This window comes from Haemophilus sp. HMSC061E01 (genome assembly GCF_001810345.1).
GTDB lineage: Bacteria > Pseudomonadota > Gammaproteobacteria > Enterobacterales > Pasteurellaceae > Haemophilus_D.
In genome coordinates this window covers 1-14,960 of the sequence record NZ_KV801015.1, presented here as the reverse complement: position 1 = coordinate 14,960, position 14,960 = coordinate 1, and the positions used below count along the sequence as shown (strand labels likewise).

At 37.3% G+C, this 14,960-nt stretch carries 16 protein-coding genes; 4 read left to right on the top strand and 12 right to left on the bottom strand.

The annotated features are described in order from the left end of the window. Window positions 1–79: 79 nt before the first annotated feature. The gene (gene rpsI / locus HMPREF2732_RS05995) at window positions 80–472 is read right to left on the bottom strand and encodes a 30S ribosomal protein S9 (protein ID WP_005696173.1); all 393 of its coding nucleotides are present in this window, start codon (window positions 470–472) and stop codon (window positions 80–82) included. A gap of 16 nt (window positions 473–488) precedes the next feature. Then, window positions 489–917 (bottom strand): 50S ribosomal protein L13, encoded by a 429-nt coding sequence (rplM, locus tag HMPREF2732_RS05990; RefSeq protein ID WP_005628896.1) that lies wholly within the window; start codon window positions 915–917, stop codon window positions 489–491. A gap of 325 nt (window positions 918–1,242) precedes the next feature. On the opposite strand from rplM, the gene metF reads away from it, so the two are divergent. Continuing rightward, window positions 1,243–2,133 (top strand): methylenetetrahydrofolate reductase, encoded by an 891-nt coding sequence (gene metF / locus HMPREF2732_RS05985; protein ID WP_049366608.1) that lies wholly within the window; start codon window positions 1,243–1,245, stop codon window positions 2,131–2,133. Between the two features lie 43 nt (window positions 2,134–2,176). Here metF and HMPREF2732_RS05980 read toward each other — a convergent pair whose 3' ends face one another. From HMPREF2732_RS05980 to pheS, 4 genes are all read right to left on the bottom strand, one after another. Further along, on the bottom strand, window positions 2,177–2,662 hold the full coding sequence (locus HMPREF2732_RS05980) for a C40 family peptidase (RefSeq protein ID WP_070592008.1): 486 nt from the start codon (window positions 2,660–2,662) through the stop codon (window positions 2,177–2,179). Between the two features lie 47 nt (window positions 2,663–2,709). Further along, window positions 2,710–3,009, bottom strand: coding sequence for an integration host factor subunit alpha (locus HMPREF2732_RS05975; RefSeq protein WP_005697518.1), 300 nt, complete (start codon window positions 3,007–3,009; stop codon window positions 2,710–2,712). 13 nt (window positions 3,010–3,022) lie between these two features. Beyond that, a complete protein-coding gene (gene pheT, locus HMPREF2732_RS05970) occupies window positions 3,023–5,413 on the bottom strand; it encodes a phenylalanine--tRNA ligase subunit beta (RefSeq protein WP_070592006.1) in 2,391 nt (796 codons plus the stop codon). 75 nt (window positions 5,414–5,488) lie between these two features. Then, a complete protein-coding gene (gene pheS, locus HMPREF2732_RS05965) occupies window positions 5,489–6,478 on the bottom strand; it encodes a phenylalanine--tRNA ligase subunit alpha (protein ID WP_014065431.1) in 990 nt (329 codons plus the stop codon). A gap of 200 nt (window positions 6,479–6,678) precedes the next feature. On the opposite strand from pheS, the gene HMPREF2732_RS05960 reads away from it, so the two are divergent. Then, window positions 6,679–7,542 (top strand): fructosamine kinase family protein, encoded by an 864-nt coding sequence (locus HMPREF2732_RS05960; RefSeq protein ID WP_014065432.1) that lies wholly within the window; start codon window positions 6,679–6,681, stop codon window positions 7,540–7,542. 64 nt (window positions 7,543–7,606) lie between these two features. Here the strand turns inward: HMPREF2732_RS05960 and HMPREF2732_RS05955 are convergent, their stop codons facing one another. Continuing rightward, window positions 7,607–8,464 carry an OmpA family protein gene (locus HMPREF2732_RS05955; RefSeq protein ID WP_070592003.1) on the bottom strand — a complete coding sequence of 286 codons (858 nt, stop codon included), beginning with the start codon at window positions 8,462–8,464 and terminating at the stop codon, window positions 7,607–7,609. Window positions 8,465–8,677: 213 nt separating this feature from the next. Further along, window positions 8,678–9,733, bottom strand: a complete 1,056-nt coding sequence (gene sohB, locus HMPREF2732_RS05950) for a protease SohB (protein ID WP_070592000.1) — start codon at window positions 9,731–9,733, stop codon at window positions 8,678–8,680. Window positions 9,734–9,873: 140 nt separating this feature from the next. Here sohB and asnS point away from each other — a divergent pair, with 140 nt between their 5' ends. Both asnS and can read left to right on the top strand, forming a co-directional pair. Next, window positions 9,874–11,277, top strand: coding sequence for an asparagine--tRNA ligase (asnS, locus tag HMPREF2732_RS05945; RefSeq protein WP_070591997.1), 1,404 nt, complete (start codon window positions 9,874–9,876; stop codon window positions 11,275–11,277). Between the two features lie 127 nt (window positions 11,278–11,404). Then, window positions 11,405–12,097 carry a carbonate dehydratase gene (gene can, locus HMPREF2732_RS05940; RefSeq protein ID WP_070591995.1) on the top strand — a complete coding sequence of 231 codons (693 nt, stop codon included), beginning with the start codon at window positions 11,405–11,407 and terminating at the stop codon, window positions 12,095–12,097. Between the two features lie 54 nt (window positions 12,098–12,151). On the opposite strand, the gene bioD is transcribed toward can, so the two are convergent. The 4 genes from bioD to HMPREF2732_RS09875 all read right to left on the bottom strand — a co-directional run. After that, window positions 12,152–12,886 carry a dethiobiotin synthase gene (bioD, locus tag HMPREF2732_RS05935; protein ID WP_049373403.1) on the bottom strand — a complete coding sequence of 245 codons (735 nt, stop codon included), beginning with the start codon at window positions 12,884–12,886 and terminating at the stop codon, window positions 12,152–12,154. 102 nt (window positions 12,887–12,988) lie between these two features. Next, window positions 12,989–13,255, bottom strand: coding sequence for a YcgL domain-containing protein (locus HMPREF2732_RS05930; protein WP_070591993.1), 267 nt, complete (start codon window positions 13,253–13,255; stop codon window positions 12,989–12,991). Between the two features lie 67 nt (window positions 13,256–13,322). Further along, window positions 13,323–13,901: a histone gene (locus HMPREF2732_RS05925; RefSeq protein ID WP_070591990.1), complete on the bottom strand. Its 579-nt coding sequence runs from the start codon at window positions 13,899–13,901 to the stop codon at window positions 13,323–13,325. Window positions 13,902–14,201: 300 nt separating this feature from the next. Then, the coding region (locus HMPREF2732_RS09875; RefSeq protein ID WP_070591988.1) for a hypothetical protein at window positions 14,202–14,960 on the bottom strand (759 nt) is incomplete at its 5' end.

The following is a 14,960-nucleotide window of genomic DNA, read 5'->3' as shown; positions in this document are numbered from 1 at the left end:
GATTTTTAAGTAATTTATTTTTTACAGACATAAAAAAAGCAGAGATTGCTCTCTGCTTTCTTGAAACGATAATAAAAAATTAACGTTTGGAGTATTGTGGACGACGACGTGCTTTGTGTAAACCAACTTTTTTACGTTCAACGCGACGTGCGTCACGAGTAACGAAGCCAGCTGCACGAAGAGCAGGACGTAAAGTCTCATCATATTCCATTAATGCACGAGTGATACCGTGACGGATTGCACCCGCTTGACCAGAAATACCACCACCTTTAACAGTGATGTATAGGTCTAATTTATCAGTTAATTCCACTAATTCTAACGGTTGACGTACGATCATACGAGCTGTTTCGCGACCGAAATATACGTCTAATTCACGTTGGTTGATAGTGATTTTACCACTGCCCGGTTTGATAAATACACGAGCTGAAGAGCTTTTGCGGCGACCAGTGCCGTAGTTTTGATTCTCTGCCATTTCCTAAACCTCGTGATTAAATGTCTAATACTTGTGGTTGTTGTGCTGCGTGTTGGTGTTCTGCACCTGCATACACTTTTAATTTACGGAACATTGCACGGCCTAATGGACCTTTTGGCAACATACCTTTAACCGCAATTTCAATCACCGCTTCAGGACGGCGAGCGATCATTTCTTTGAAAGTCGCTTGTTTGATACCACCTACATAGCCAGTGTGCCAGTAGTAAAGTTTATCTGTTTCTTTACGACCAGTTACTGCCACTTTGTCTGCGTTGATAACGATGATGTAATCACCAGTATCTACGTGTGGAGTGTACTCAGCCTTGTGTTTACCACGAAGACGGCGTGCTAATTCAGTAGCTAAACGACCTAAAGTTTTACCTGTCGCATCTACCACATACCAGTCACGTTTTACTGTTTCCGGTTTTGCTACAAAAGTTTTCATTAATTAATTACCAAAATATAAGTTTGATACCCAGTGTTTCATATCGAAACACAACCATTGATCTTAATCTACACCCCTTCGAGTGTGATCTCGATAAAATAATGCACGGTGGGAATCCGTGCATTTACAGGGTCGGCGTATTATACCTATTTTTAGAAAAAATGCTAACTTTTTGTGCAAATAAATTGATTTTCTTTTAAAATACAACGCACAATAAACAATCATTAATTTCATTCATTATTTTGATGAAATCATTGAAATTGACGCATATTAGTTCTTATCTTATGATAAGTGCATTCTAATAAAAAACGTAAGAAGGCATGCTATGAGCTACGCAAACGAAATTAACACATTAAATCAACATCTTGCTGATACTAACAAAAAAATTAATGTCTCCTTTGAATTCTTTCCGCCTAAAAATGAAAAAATGGAAAGCATGCTTTGGGATTCCATCCATCGCTTAAAAGTATTAAATCCTAAATTTGTTTCCGTCACCTATGGTGCGAACTCCGGCGAACGTGATCGTACGCATAGCATCGTGAAAGCCATTAAAGCAGAAACAGGCATAGAAGCTGCACCACATTTAACAGGTATTGATGCGACACCTGAAGAATTAAAAGAAATTGCAAAAGATTATTGGGATAGCGGAATTCGTCACATCGTCGCATTACGTGGTGATGAACCAAAAGGTTATGCGAAGAAACCATTCTATGCGGCTGACTTAGTTGAACTACTCCGCTCCGTGGCTGATTTTGATATTTCAGTTGCGGCATACCCTGAAGTTCACCCTGAAGCAAAATCAGCACAAGCAGATTTAATCAATTTGAAACGTAAAATTGATGCAGGTGCGAATCATGTCATTACTCAATTCTTCTTTGATATTGACAGTTATCTTCGCTTCCGTGATCGCTGTGCATCCATTGGTATTGAGGCTGAAATTGTTCCGGGTATTCTACCTGTAACTAACTTCAAACAACTGCAAAAAATGGCATCATTTACGAATGTAAAAATTCCAGCATGGTTGGCTAAGGCTTATGAAGGATTAGATGACGATCCAACGACTCGTAATCTTGTAGCCGCGAGCGTCGCAATGGATATGGTAAAAATTCTTTCTCGTGAAGGTGTGAATGACTTCCACTTCTACACGTTAAATCGTAGCGAACTCACGTATGCAATTTGTCATACATTAGGCATTCGACCTACAGCAAATCCATAAAAGAAAAAGTGCGGTTAAAATTAACCGCACTTTTTTACTTTCACTATACTCGTCTAACTTGCCAAAAAGCTTTTTTCCAATAAGGGCTATTCATCGAGGAATAAATCACACCACCTTTGGTTGAAGCATGTAAAAATTTATCTTCTTTTACATAAATCCCAACATGGTAGCCATTTGGTCCTCGCCCTGTCTTAAAGAAAATTAAATCGCCAGTTTGGATATCTTCTTTGCGAACAAGTTTTCCATAACCAGCTTGATCTTTCGTTGTACGAGGAAGGCGAATGTTAAAACGGTCAATAAAGGTCTTTTGCACAAAACCCGAACAATCGATACCACCACGAGATTGCCCGCCTAAAACATATGGTGTACCGGCCCATTCATATTGTTGTTCACTTAACATGGCAATGGCCATAATAGGATCACCAATCTGACCTTTATAGTTCATTGCATAATCTTCACGAACACCACTTGAACAAGCAAAAAGTAAAAAACTTCCTGCGACTAAAAAAGCACATTTAATCTTATTCATGTTCAATCCTGACAAAAGTGCGGTCAAAAACGACCGCACTTTTCTTACTATTGTTTTGGCTTGGTGTTTTCCACACGAGCACGTAATTTTTGCCCTGGCTTGAATGCCACTACACGGCGAGCAGAAACAGGAATGCTTTCACCTGTTTTTGGATTACGCCCCGGACGGGAAGCTTTATTACGAAGTTCAAAATTACCAAAACCTGATAATTTTACTTCACCACCAGATTCTAACGATAAACGAATTTCCTCAAAAAAGTCTTCCACTAATGCTTTAGCTTCAGCTTTTTGTAATTGATACTTATCTAATAAGTATTCAGTAATATCAATTTTTGTAATCGTTGCCATGTTAGTCTCCTGTTTAGTCTCTAAGCTCCGCATTAAAGCGTTGTTTAACTTCGTTTAATACAGCAGAGATTACCGCATTAATCTCATCATCTTCAAGCGTTTTTTCATTATCTTGAATGGTTAAACTGATTGCTAAGCTTTTATGTCCGCTAGCAACGCCAATGCCTTGATATACGTCGAATAAATTGACTTGTGTTAATTTTTCTCCGCCAGCTTGCTTACATGCTTCGATAATATCGCCTGCTGGCACATTATCAGCAACGACTAAAGCTAAGTCACGACGGTTTGCTGGGAATTTTGAAATCTCTTTAGCTTGAACCACACGACGATTTGCAATGGCATCCCATAAAATTTCAAAAACAACCGCTTTGCCATTTAATCCTAATTTTTGAGCGATAAGTGGATGAATAGTTCCAATAAAACCAATTTCTTTTCCATCTAATTCAATTGAAGCAGATTGTCCTGGGTGCAATGCACTGTGTGCTTTTGCCACAAACTTAACACGACTCCCCACTTCAGTGAGAGAAAGAATGCTTTCTAAATCACCTTTAAGATCAAAGAAATCAACATTTTCGGCCTTACCTGTCCAAGATTCAGATTTAGCGGTACCTGTAATTACACCAGAAAGAACAAACTCTTGGCGAATGCCAAATTCTGCATTAGCATCAGGAATAAAACGTAATCCCGTTTCAAATAAACGTACACGGTTTTGTTGACGGTTTTGGTTGTATAGTACTGCACCAAGTAATCCACTTAATAATGAAACACGCATTGCTGACATTTCAACTGAAATTGGGTTTGGCAATACAAGTGCTTCAATTTCTGGATGAAGTAAAGTCTGTACTTTTGGATCAACGAAGCTATAAGTAATCGCTTCTTGATAATCTGCATCAACAAGAGCAGTTTTAATTCGGCTTAAATCTAAATCAGACTCTTTATGTTCACGCATACGAAGATGCGCTAATGGTGCATTATTTGGAATGCTGTTATAACCATAAATACGCGCCACTTCTTCAATTAAATCTTCTTCGATTTCAATATCAAAACGCCAGCTTGCAGAAGTAACAGTCCAAACATCATTAGCATATTTCACTGCAAAACCTAAACGCTCAAAAATCTCGGTTACGGTTTCAGTTTCGATATGATGACCTAATAAGCTATCTAATTTTTCACGACGTAAAGTGACTTCATTGACTTTTGGTAAATATTGCTCGCTCACGACTTCACAAATTTCGCCTGCTTCACCGCCACAAATTTCGAGTAACAGTGCTGTTGCTCTTTCCATTGCGTGACGTTGTAGCGTAAAATCAACACCGCGTTCAAAACGATGTGAAGAATCGGTGTGTAAACCGTATTGTCTTGCACGTCCCGCAATCGCTAATGGTGCAAAGAATGCCGCTTCTAAAATTACATCTTTTGTTGTTTCAGCATCAACACCACTAGCTTGACCACCAAAGATACCTGCCATTGCTAATGGACCAGTTTGATCTGCAATCACTAAAGTATTCGGTTGTAATTTTGCGGTTGTACCATCTAATAAAACAAGCTCTTCGCCGTTATTGGCTAAACGCACTTGAACAGGTTGAGCCACTTTTGATGCATCAAAAGCATGCATTGGTTGACCTAATTCAAGTAAAACATAGTTAGTAATATCTACAATTGGGTCGATAGAACGAATACCGCAACGACGTAATTTTTCTTGTAACCAAATTGGTGATTGCGCTTTAACATTCACATTTTTCACCACGCGCAATAAATAACGTGGACATGCTTCTGGCGCATTTAATTCAATTTGAACTTTATCTGAAATCGTTGCCGGTACGGCATCAAAGTGCGGTTGATTAACAACTTGTTTATTAACCACGCCAACTTCACGTGCAACACCTGCAATGCTTAAACAATCTGCACGGTTTGGCGTTAAACTAATTTCAATAGCTTTATCATCTAAATCTAAATATTCACGTAGATTTTTGCCTACTGGTGCATCTAACGGTAATTCAATAATACCATCTGCATCTACATCAATGCCTAATTCAGAGAATGAGCAAAGCATCCCTTCTGAAGGTTGGCCACGTAATTTAGTCTTCTTAATCTTAAAATCACCGGGTAATACAGCGCCTTCAGTTGCACATGCTACTTTTAAACCTTGACGGCAATTTGGTGCACCACAAACGATATCTAATAAGTGCTCGCCACCAACATTTACTTTAGTGACACGTAATTTATCTGCATCTGGGTGTTGCGCACATTCAACAACTTCACCTACAACAACACCTGTAAAGTCGCCAGCTACTTTTTCAACACCATCAACTTCTAAACCAAGCATCGTGATTTGATCACATAACTGCTCTGTTGAAATTGATGGATTAACCCATTCTCTCACCCAATTTTCACTAAATTTCATTATCTCTGTATCCTTTATTGATGAACGTGTTACGTTCTAAATTAATCATTATCGTCAATTTAACCAAACGGTTAATTACTTAAATTGTTTTAAAAAACGTAAGTCGTTTTCAAAGAATGAACGCAAATCTGTGACGTTGTAGCGTAACATAGTTAAACGCTCAACCCCCATGCCTACTGCGAAGCCAGAATATTCATTTGGATCAATACCTACGTTACGTAACACATTAGGATGCACCATACCACAACCTAAAACTTCTAACCATTTACCATTTTTGCCCATTACATCGACTTCAGCAGAAGGCTCAGTAAATGGGAAATAGGATGGACGGAAACGAACTTGTAAATCTTCTTCAAAAAATGCACGTAAGAAATCGTGTAATAAGCCTTTTAACTCAGTGAAGTTTGCTTTTTTATCTACATAAAGCAATTCAATTTGATGGAACATTGGTGTGTGTGTTTGATCGTAGTCATTACGATATACACGACCTGGCGCCATAATACGAATAGGCGGCTGCATTTTTTCCATGGTACGAATTTGCACACCTGAGGTTTGTGTACGGAGTAATAATTCAGGATTAAACCAAAAAGTATCATGATCAGCACGTGCTGGGTGATGTTTAGGGATATTTAATGCATCGAAATTATAATAATCACTTTCAATTTCGGGACCGGTTTCCACAGAAAAACCTAACTCTGAAAAGAATTTTGTTACGCGATTAATGGTAATAGTCACTGGGTGTAAACCACCCGTTTCTGTTTTACGACCTGGAAGACTCACATCAATACGCTCTTTTTCCAATTTCGCATTGAGTTCTGCTTGCTCCCATTCTGCTTTTTTAGCATTTAAAAAATCTAATGCCGCTTGTTTTGCTTCATTGATTTTAGCTCCCATTGCTGGACGCTCTTCTGCAGCAACATTACGCAATTCTTGCATAAGTTGGGTGAAATGCCCTTTTTTACCAAAATATTCCACACGAATTTCATCTAATGTGGCTAAACTTTTATTTTCGATTTGTTCAATCGCTGATTTTGCTTTCTCAACAAGATCTTTCAGATGTTGCATAGTTTCCCCTGATTATCTTTTCTAACTAAAAATGCACTTAATGATAATACTAACTCATTAAAAAATCACGCGTTTATTAGTGAATTGATGTTTCAGATGAAAAATGACAAAGATTTTTGCTATTTTTTGAGATATATCACAGTAATTTTTAACATTTTGGATAGAATGAAGGAGAATCGAGCATGTCTAGGAGGCGTATTATGTGGAAATCAATTTCTCAAGTCTTAGCTGATCAATTTGGTGCTTACTATAACATCAAAGAAAAAAACAAAGTTCCTGGTGGCGAAGTGAATGAAACTTGGCTAATTACGGATGGAATCCAACCTGTCTTTGTTAAAGTGAATGAACGGTCTTATCGTTCAATGTTTCGTGCTGAGGCTGATCAATTAAACCTACTAGACAAAACCAATACAATCAGACTTCCACAAGTGTATGGCGTAGGCTGTTCTCAAAATCATAGTTTCTTATTGTTAGAAGCGCTTACTATTACTCAACAAACTGATGCCACAGCACATTTTGGCGAAGAATTAGCAAAACTTCATCAAGTATCCGGTACTAAAAACTATGGTTTAGATTTTGATACTTGGCTTGGTCCTGAGTATCAACCTAATAAATGGAATGGGAGCTGGGCGAAATTCTTTGCAGAACAACGCATTGGATGGCAATTACAGCTTTGCAAAGACAAAGGTTTAGATTTTGGCGATCTTGATTTAATAACTGAGAAAGTAAAACAAAAGCTTGCAAAACATAATCCGAAGCCCTCTTTGTTACATGGTAACTTATGGATTGAAAATACGGCTGTTGTAGGTAACCAAACCTTTACTTATGACCCTGCTTGCTACTGGGGGGATAGAGAATGTGATTTAGCATTCAGTGAACTATTCCAACCTTTCTCGCCTGAATTCTATGAAATTTATGACCGCACTTTCCCGCTTGATAAAGAAGGTTTTGAAGAAAGAAAACACCTTTACCAGCTCTATTATTTACTCAATTTCAGCCATCGTTTTAATGGAAGTTATATCAACTTAACCACTAAATTGATTGAAGAACTTTTACTTGAATAATTTCTTAACATAAAATAAAAAAGAGCGTAATTTTTATTACGCTCTTTTTATCTTCTCTATCTAATTATTTTTGATAAAGAGGTGCTGGACCTTGAGTTCCACCGTTAGTTTGACCACCTTCTTGTAATTTTAATACAGAACCAGAAGCAGTGATTTCTACACGACGGTTTGGACGTAAACAGTCTTTCTCAGCTTTACTTGCGTGTTTATAACCGTTACAAGCTTTAACTTGTGGGATTTTACCGTAACCAACAGCTGTAATTTCAGATGTTACACCATCTTCAATTAAACGAGCTTTAACACGGTTTGCACGACGTTGAGAAAGATCTAAGTTGTAAGCATCAGAACCTAAACGGTCAGTGTAACCTGCAACTTTAACTTCTTTAGCACCAGTTTCTTTTAATTGTGCTGCAACGTTATCAACAACTTCTTTACCACGTGGAGTTAAAGTATCTTTATCGAAGTCGAACAAGAAGTCACCACTTAAAGTAAATGCTGAGTTTCCGTTACAACCGTTTGGATACCAGAAGAAGCTTTGAGCATTGTGGTTTTTGTCAAATAATATTTTATATTGACAAATTTTGTGAACACCGTTCTCACGATAGTTGAACGCATAATCCCACTCTTCAACACCGTATAAACCTTCAGAGAAGTGTGGACGACCGATTAGGTTATATAATTGGTCTTTGTTCATACCACGTTCGATCATACGAACGTTGTCCCAGTTTGGCCATGAACCGAACTGGCTACCATCATGGTTGAAGCCTGCTTTATCAATTTTAGGCCATACAAGTTGTGGTACTTGTTGACCATCAACTTCTTTATATTCTGGTGTACCAGCTTCTGTAACTTTGCTCAAGTTACCACAAGCAGCAACTGTTGCTACTGCAACTGCAGATAATAAAATACGAGATAATTTCATTTCTTTACCTTTTTACTGTTAAGGTGCAATCCTTGCAAGAAGAACCTACACAACTAAACTTTATAAATTTTACAAATAAAACTATAAAAAGTTTCATGGCGTATGGTAGTCATAATTCTTTAACTTGTAAATAAAAAAACATTAAAAAATGATTTTTTATGGAACTTTTTTGTAAAGTTGTGTAAAGAGTTGTCAAATAAGTAAATTTTTTTCTTATTGAATAAAATCCTGTCCATTTTTTGTTAAATTTCGATGGATAATTCCCTCAATACTCTCTTCAGCTTGCTTACCTATTTTTTGTAAAAGTGGCTTTTTCACTTTATATTTCACCGCGATCACAGACTTATCTTTCATTTTTTCAAGAATAATATCATCACTGGTTGCTAACTCATCGACTAGTTGAAGCGCTAAGGCTTGTTGACCGAACCAATGCTCACCAGTTGCGACTTTATCCACATCTAAGTGCGGTCGATTTTGAGCCACAAATTGTTTAAATAATTGATGGGTTTCTTCAAGTTCTGCTTGGAATTTCTGTTTTCCTTTTTCAGTATTTTCACCTAATACTGTAACGGTGCGTTTAAATTCTCCAGCAGTCATCACATCAACATCGACATCATGTTTTTTCAACAAACGATGAATATTGGGAATTTGCGCAACTACACCAATAGAACCGATAATCGCAAAAGGTGCGGAAACAATTTTATCTGCCACACAAGCCATCATATAGCCACCACTTGCAGCAACCTTATCTACTGCAACCGTTAATTTAATGCCTTTTTGTTTCAAGCGAGCTAACTGTGAAGCAGCCAAGCCATAACCATGAACAACACCACCAGGGCTTTCTAAACGTAGTAAGACCTCATCATCGGCTTTTGCTACATTAATAATCGCCGAAATTTCTTCTCGAAGTGCGGTTGTTTCTGATGCAGAAATATCACCTTTAAAATCGAGCACATAAACACAAGGTTTAGGCGTTTCTTTCTCACCATTTTTTAATTTCGCTTTTAATGCCTTTGCTTCTTGCTTTTTCGCTTTTTTCTCCGCTTTTTCGGCTTGTTTAAGTTCTTCTTCTGAAAGCTGAAAATCGCGTAAATGCTTTACCGTTTCCTTAAATTCTTCTGAAAGATCTGTCACGACCAACTCACCATGATGTGTTGCATTACGCTGTTTTGCCGAAATAATCATTGCGACAATAGCGGCAATCACAAGTAAAATCGTTAAAATCTCCAAAATAAAAATGCCATAGCCGGTCAAAATATCAGACCACATAGTTTTCTCCTAAAATAAAGTGAAGGCATTATTTTACTGTGCAAGCCTGATTTACACTAACTTTTTATGGAAAATTTTGCGATTTAAGGTAAACTAACGCAGTTTTATTGCCTAATTTATAATGAATTACAGAGGTTTATATGTCTAAAGTTGCATCCATTGTTGATGTGTTACAAGGTAAAATCGCTATTGGCGAAAAAGTTACCGTACGAGGTTGGGTTCGTACCCGTCGTGATTCTAAAGCTGGTCTTTCTTTCCTCGCTGTTTATGACGGCTCTTGCTTTGATCCTATTCAAGTCATCGTCAATAACGATATTGAAAATTATGAAAGTGAAGTATTACGCTTAACAACGGGTTGTTCTGTTATCGTAACCGGTACTATTGTTGAGTCACCTGCTGAAGGTCAAGCTGTTGAACTTCAAGCTGAAAAAGTAGAAGTGACAGGGTTTGTAGAAGATCCTGATACTTATCCAATGGCAGCAAAACGTCACTCAATTGAATACTTACGTGAAGTAGCTCACTTACGTCCTCGTACCAATATTATCGGTGCCGTGGCGCGTGTTCGTCACTGCTTAGCACAAGCTATTCATCGTTTCTTCCATGAACAAGGCTTCTACTGGGTCGCTACCCCATTAATTACCGCTTCAGATACTGAAGGCGCGGGTGAAATGTTCCGTGTTTCAACGCTTGATTTAGAAAACCTTCCTCGTGGTGAAGATGGCAAAGTTGATTTCAGCCAAGACTTCTTCGGAAAAGAGTCATTTTTAACGGTTTCAGGACAATTAAACGGTGAAACTTATGCGTGCGCATTAAGTAAAATCTATACTTTTGGTCCTACATTCCGTGCTGAAAATTCAAATACAACTCGTCACCTTGCAGAATTCTGGATGGTTGAACCTGAAGTCGCTTTCGCAACGCTTGCTGACAATGCTAAATTAGCAGAAGATATGTTGAAATACGTTTTCCGTGCAGTACTTGCTGAGCGCAAAGATGACTTGAAATTCTTTGAAAAACATGTAGATAAAGATGTTATTACTCGTCTAGAAAACTTTGTAAACTCTGATTTTGCTCAAATCGACTATACCGATGCGATTGATGTATTATTAAAATCAGGTAAAAAATTCGAGTTCCCAGTATCTTGGGGTATCGATTTGTCTTCTGAACATGAACGTTTCTTAGCGGAAGAATATTTCAAATCACCTGTTGTTGTGAAAAACTATCCGAAAGATATTAAAGCCTTCTATATGCGTTTAAATGACGATGGTAAAACCGTTGCAGCAATGGATGTTCTCGCCCCAGGAATTGGTGAAATCATCGGTGGTTCTCAACGTGAAGAACGTTTAGAAATTTTAGATAAACGTATGGAAGAAATGGGCTTAAATCCTGAAGATTACTGGTGGTATCGTGATCTTCGTAAATATGGTACCGTACCACATTCAGGCTTTGGTCTTGGTTTTGAACGCTTAATTGTTTATGTAACAGGCGTACAAAATATTCGCGATGTAATTCCATTCCCTCGCGCACCAAGAAATGCAAACTTCTAAAAATATTGTTTAAATTGACCGCACTTTCTTTAAAGTGCGGTTATCATTTTAGGCGATAAATTTAATCCCTATTTCATTTATTGTGCTTGAAACAATCTTTCAGCACATTGTATTAAGGAAAGTAAAAATGGACAAAATTAAACAGCTCTTTGCCAACAACTACAGTTGGGCGCAAAGAATGAAAGAAGAAAACTCCACTTATTTTAAAGAACTTGCCGATCACCAAACCCCTCATTATCTTTGGATTGGCTGCTCGGATAGCCGAGTTCCAGCCGAAAAACTAACAAATCTTGAACCTGGCGAGTTATTTGTACATCGTAATGTAGCCAATCAAGTTATTCATACAGATTTTAACTGCCTTTCAGTTGTGCAATATGCCGTTGATGTACTCAAAATTGAACATATTATTATTTGCGGCCACACCAATTGTGGTGGTATTAAAGCTGCTATGCAAGATAAAGATCTTGGATTAATCAATAACTGGTTACTCCATATTCGTGATATTTGGTTCAAACATGGTCATCTATTAGGCAATCTTTCAGCAGAAAAACGCTCAGATATGCTCACTAAATTAAATGTTGCAGAGCAAGTTTATAACCTAGGACGTACATCTATCGTAAAAAGTGCTTGGGAACGTGGACAAAAACTCTCCCTGCATGGTTGGGTGTATGACGTAAATGATGGATTCTTAGTGGATCAAGGTGTTATTGCAACCAGTCGAGAAACCCTTGAAATCTCTTACCGTAATGCCATTGCTCGTTTATCTAGCCTCGCGGAAGAAGATATCCTGAAAAAAGAACTTCCAGAAAACGAAGAATAAAAAAAGTGCGGTTAAATCTAATGAATATTAACCGCACTTTTTATTTCAAACTTACTATTTAACTAACTCTGTTTGCATATACATCAAACGATCAATATTCGTTAAATAATGTCCTAGCTCTTGGGATTCTGGTTTATGAATATAAGGAATTTTACCTAGCAAAGGCGCATCAATCTGAGCCTCTAAAATATCTACCACCTCTTTATAATGCCCTAAACAAGGATTAATTCGATTTGCAATCCAGCCTAATAAAGGAACGCCAAGCTGTTTAATCACTTGAGCTGTCAGCAATGCATGATTAATACAGCCTTCTTTAATACCTACAACCAACACAACTGGCATTTTATGCTCAACAACCCAATCAGCAAAACTCTTACCTTCTGCCATGGGGGTGAGTAAGCCAAATGAACCTTCCACGACAACAGATTGATATTTTTGAACTAATATCGTTAAGGCTTGATTAATCTTACTTAATTTAATGCGTGATTTATCTCGAGTCAGCATCGGCAAGGAATGAGCAAAAGTATAGCTATTTACTTCTTGATAAGATACTGGCTCATTCGTTGCATCCATTAAAGCTAACACGTCTGAATTATTTTCAGCATCATAATCTGTTTGGGATTCATTAGACTGATTTTCGACAGGATAAATACCCTCTTCACAGCTACAAGCAATCGGCTTATAACCCACAATTCGCACGCCCTTTGCTTGTAATGCCTGAATAATGGCACGGCAGGCGGTGGTCTTGCCCACATCGGTATCTGTACCTGCCACAAAGAAACTACTCATTTTTATTCTCCTTTTAAAAGTGCGGTCAATTCTAAAGGAGTTTTTTGAAGAAAATATTGAGATAAAGCAAGATTTGGAGATTTTTAGGAAAAAATAAAAGGCTTATTTGATCTCACTCAAACTATTAAACAAGCCATCATCTTGTTTTGGCATTTGGAGATAAAATCCTTGCTGAGTAATTTTTTCCATTATCTCATTTTTATCTGCATGAACAAGCGGTTTGCTTCCCTTCAAATTAAATGGCATAAGAAACTGAGGCTTGCCAAAACTTTGCATTAATACGTCTGGTACAGCTGAAAAATCATCTCGTTTCGAAATATAGAGATAGCAGCCTGGTTTACGTAAACTTTTATAAATTGCACATAACATTTTATTGCTCCAAAAGAAAAAACCTACCAGATAATCTCTGATAGGTTTTTATTTTACAAAAGTTTAATTATTTAGTCACAGCATCTTTCACTTCAGCTGCTTTGTCAGATGTAGCATCTTTTGCTTCAGCCGCTTTATCCGCTGCCGCATCTTTTATTTCAGCTGCTTTATCTACTACAGCATCTTTTGTTTCTGAAGCTGAGTTTTTTGCTGCTTCCATTTTAGAAGACATTGCGTCTTTTGCTTCAGCCATTTTATCTGCTGCGGCATCTTTCATTTCAGCTGCTTTATCTGCTGCTGCATCTTTTGCTTCAGAAGCTGCATTTTTTACTTCTTCCATTTTAGAAGACACTGCATCTTTTGCCTCAGCCATTTTATTTGCAGCAGCATCTTTCATTTCAGAAGCTTTATCAGCTACTGCTTCTTTTGTTTCAGCCATTTTATTTGCAGCTGAATCTTTTGCGTCAATTGCCGCATTTTTAACATCAGTTGCAACTTCTTTTGCTGCATCTTTAATTTGTGTTGCTGCATTTGCTGTTGCATCTTTTGCTGCTTCAACTTTTTGAGCTGTTTCTTGTTTATCGAAACAACCAGTTACGGCTAAAGATGCACCTAATACTAATACGGCTAATACTGATTTTTTCATTGTCATTCTCCATTTTATAATTAAGAATTAATCCAAAGCTATCTGCTTTGTGTGATCTAGTTTACGTAAAAAAAACTTAAAATAAAACATCTTCCAAAAAAATTTACATTTCTAAAGATATAGTTTTTTATAATACCTCTCTAAAACAACTATAACCCAATGAAACTAAAAGATTTGTAAAAAAGTTCATTATAAAAATTTTATTTTTTGTAAAGATAAAAAATCACTTTTTTGTGTTTTTTTTGAACAATCCCACTCAGTTAATTTGAATAATCCTTAACTATTGCTTTTACTTTTCAGTTACTTTTTTACGGCTGCAGATTGATCTTTTGTTTCAGAATCTACATTTTTTACTTCCTCTGCTTTAGAGCACACAGCATCTTTTGCTTCAGTCATTTTATTTTCCGCAATATGTTTAACATAGTTAGCTGCTGCAACCACAGCATCTTTAACTTGTACTGCCGCGCTTACTGTGGCATCTTTTGCAGCTTCAACTTTAGAAGACATTACATCTTTTGCCTCTGAAAGCGAATCTTTTACTTCAGCAACTTTATCTTCGACAGCTTCTTTTGCTTTTACAGCTTTATCTTCAGCTGCATCTTTTAGCTCAGATGCTTTATCTGCAGCTTCATCTTTTGCTTCTGAAACTGCTTTTTTTACTTCTTTTGCTTTATCTTCAGCCGCATCTTTCACTTCAGCCGCTTTATCAGCAGCTTCATCTTTTGCTTCAAAAACTGCATTTTTTACTTCAGCAACTTTATCTACAACTGCATCTTTGAATTTAACTACTTTGTCTACAACTGTATCTTTTGCTTCTGAAGCCGCTTCTTTTGCTTCTACAGTTTTATCTTCAGCTGCATCTTTTAGCTCAGATGCTTTATCTGCAGCTTCATCTTTTGCTTCTGAAACTACTTTTTTCACTTCTGATGCTTTATCTTCCACCGCATCTTTTACTTCTGAAGCCGCTTCTTCTGCTTCTACAGCTTTATCTTCAGCCGCATCTTTCACTTCAGCAGCTTTATCTTCAGCTTCATCTTTTGCTTCAAAAACTGCATTTTT

Bases quoted from the DNA above. Each gene is read 5' to 3' on its own strand.
- HMPREF2732_RS05980 (WP_070592008.1), bottom strand. From the start codon at position 2,662: ATGAATAAGATTAAATGTGCTTTTTTAGTCGCAGGAAGTTTTTTACTT.
- HMPREF2732_RS05975 (WP_005697518.1), bottom strand. From the start codon at position 3,009: ATGGCAACGATTACAAAAATTGATATTACTGAATACTTATTAGATAAG.
- HMPREF2732_RS05925 (WP_070591990.1), bottom strand. From the start codon at position 13,901: ATGAAAAAATCAGTATTAGCCGTATTAGTATTAGGTGCATCTTTAGCC.
- can (WP_070591995.1), top strand. From the start codon at position 11,405: ATGGACAAAATTAAACAGCTCTTTGCCAACAACTACAGTTGGGCGCAA.
- rplM (WP_005628896.1), bottom strand. From the start codon at position 917: ATGAAAACTTTTGTAGCAAAACCGGAAACAGTAAAACGTGACTGGTAT.
- HMPREF2732_RS05960 (WP_014065432.1), top strand. From the start codon at position 6,679: ATGTGGAAATCAATTTCTCAAGTCTTAGCTGATCAATTTGGTGCTTAC.
- bioD (WP_049373403.1), bottom strand. From the start codon at position 12,886: ATGAGTAGTTTCTTTGTGGCAGGTACAGATACCGATGTGGGCAAGACC.
- rpsI (WP_005696173.1), bottom strand. From the start codon at position 472: ATGGCAGAGAATCAAAACTACGGCACTGGTCGCCGCAAAAGCTCTTCA.
- pheT (WP_070592006.1), bottom strand. From the start codon at position 5,413: ATGAAATTTAGTGAAAATTGGGTGAGAGAATGGGTTAATCCATCAATT.
- pheS (WP_014065431.1), bottom strand. From the start codon at position 6,478: ATGCAACATCTGAAAGATCTTGTTGAGAAAGCAAAATCAGCGATTGAA.
- sohB (WP_070592000.1), bottom strand. From the start codon at position 9,733: ATGTGGTCTGATATTTTGACCGGCTATGGCATTTTTATTTTGGAGATT.
- asnS (WP_070591997.1), top strand. From the start codon at position 9,874: ATGTCTAAAGTTGCATCCATTGTTGATGTGTTACAAGGTAAAATCGCT.
- HMPREF2732_RS05955 (WP_070592003.1), bottom strand. From the start codon at position 8,464: ATGAAATTATCTCGTATTTTATTATCTGCAGTTGCAGTAGCAACAGTT.
- HMPREF2732_RS05930 (WP_070591993.1), bottom strand. From the start codon at position 13,255: ATGTTATGTGCAATTTATAAAAGTTTACGTAAACCAGGCTGCTATCTC.
- metF (WP_049366608.1), top strand. From the start codon at position 1,243: ATGAGCTACGCAAACGAAATTAACACATTAAATCAACATCTTGCTGAT.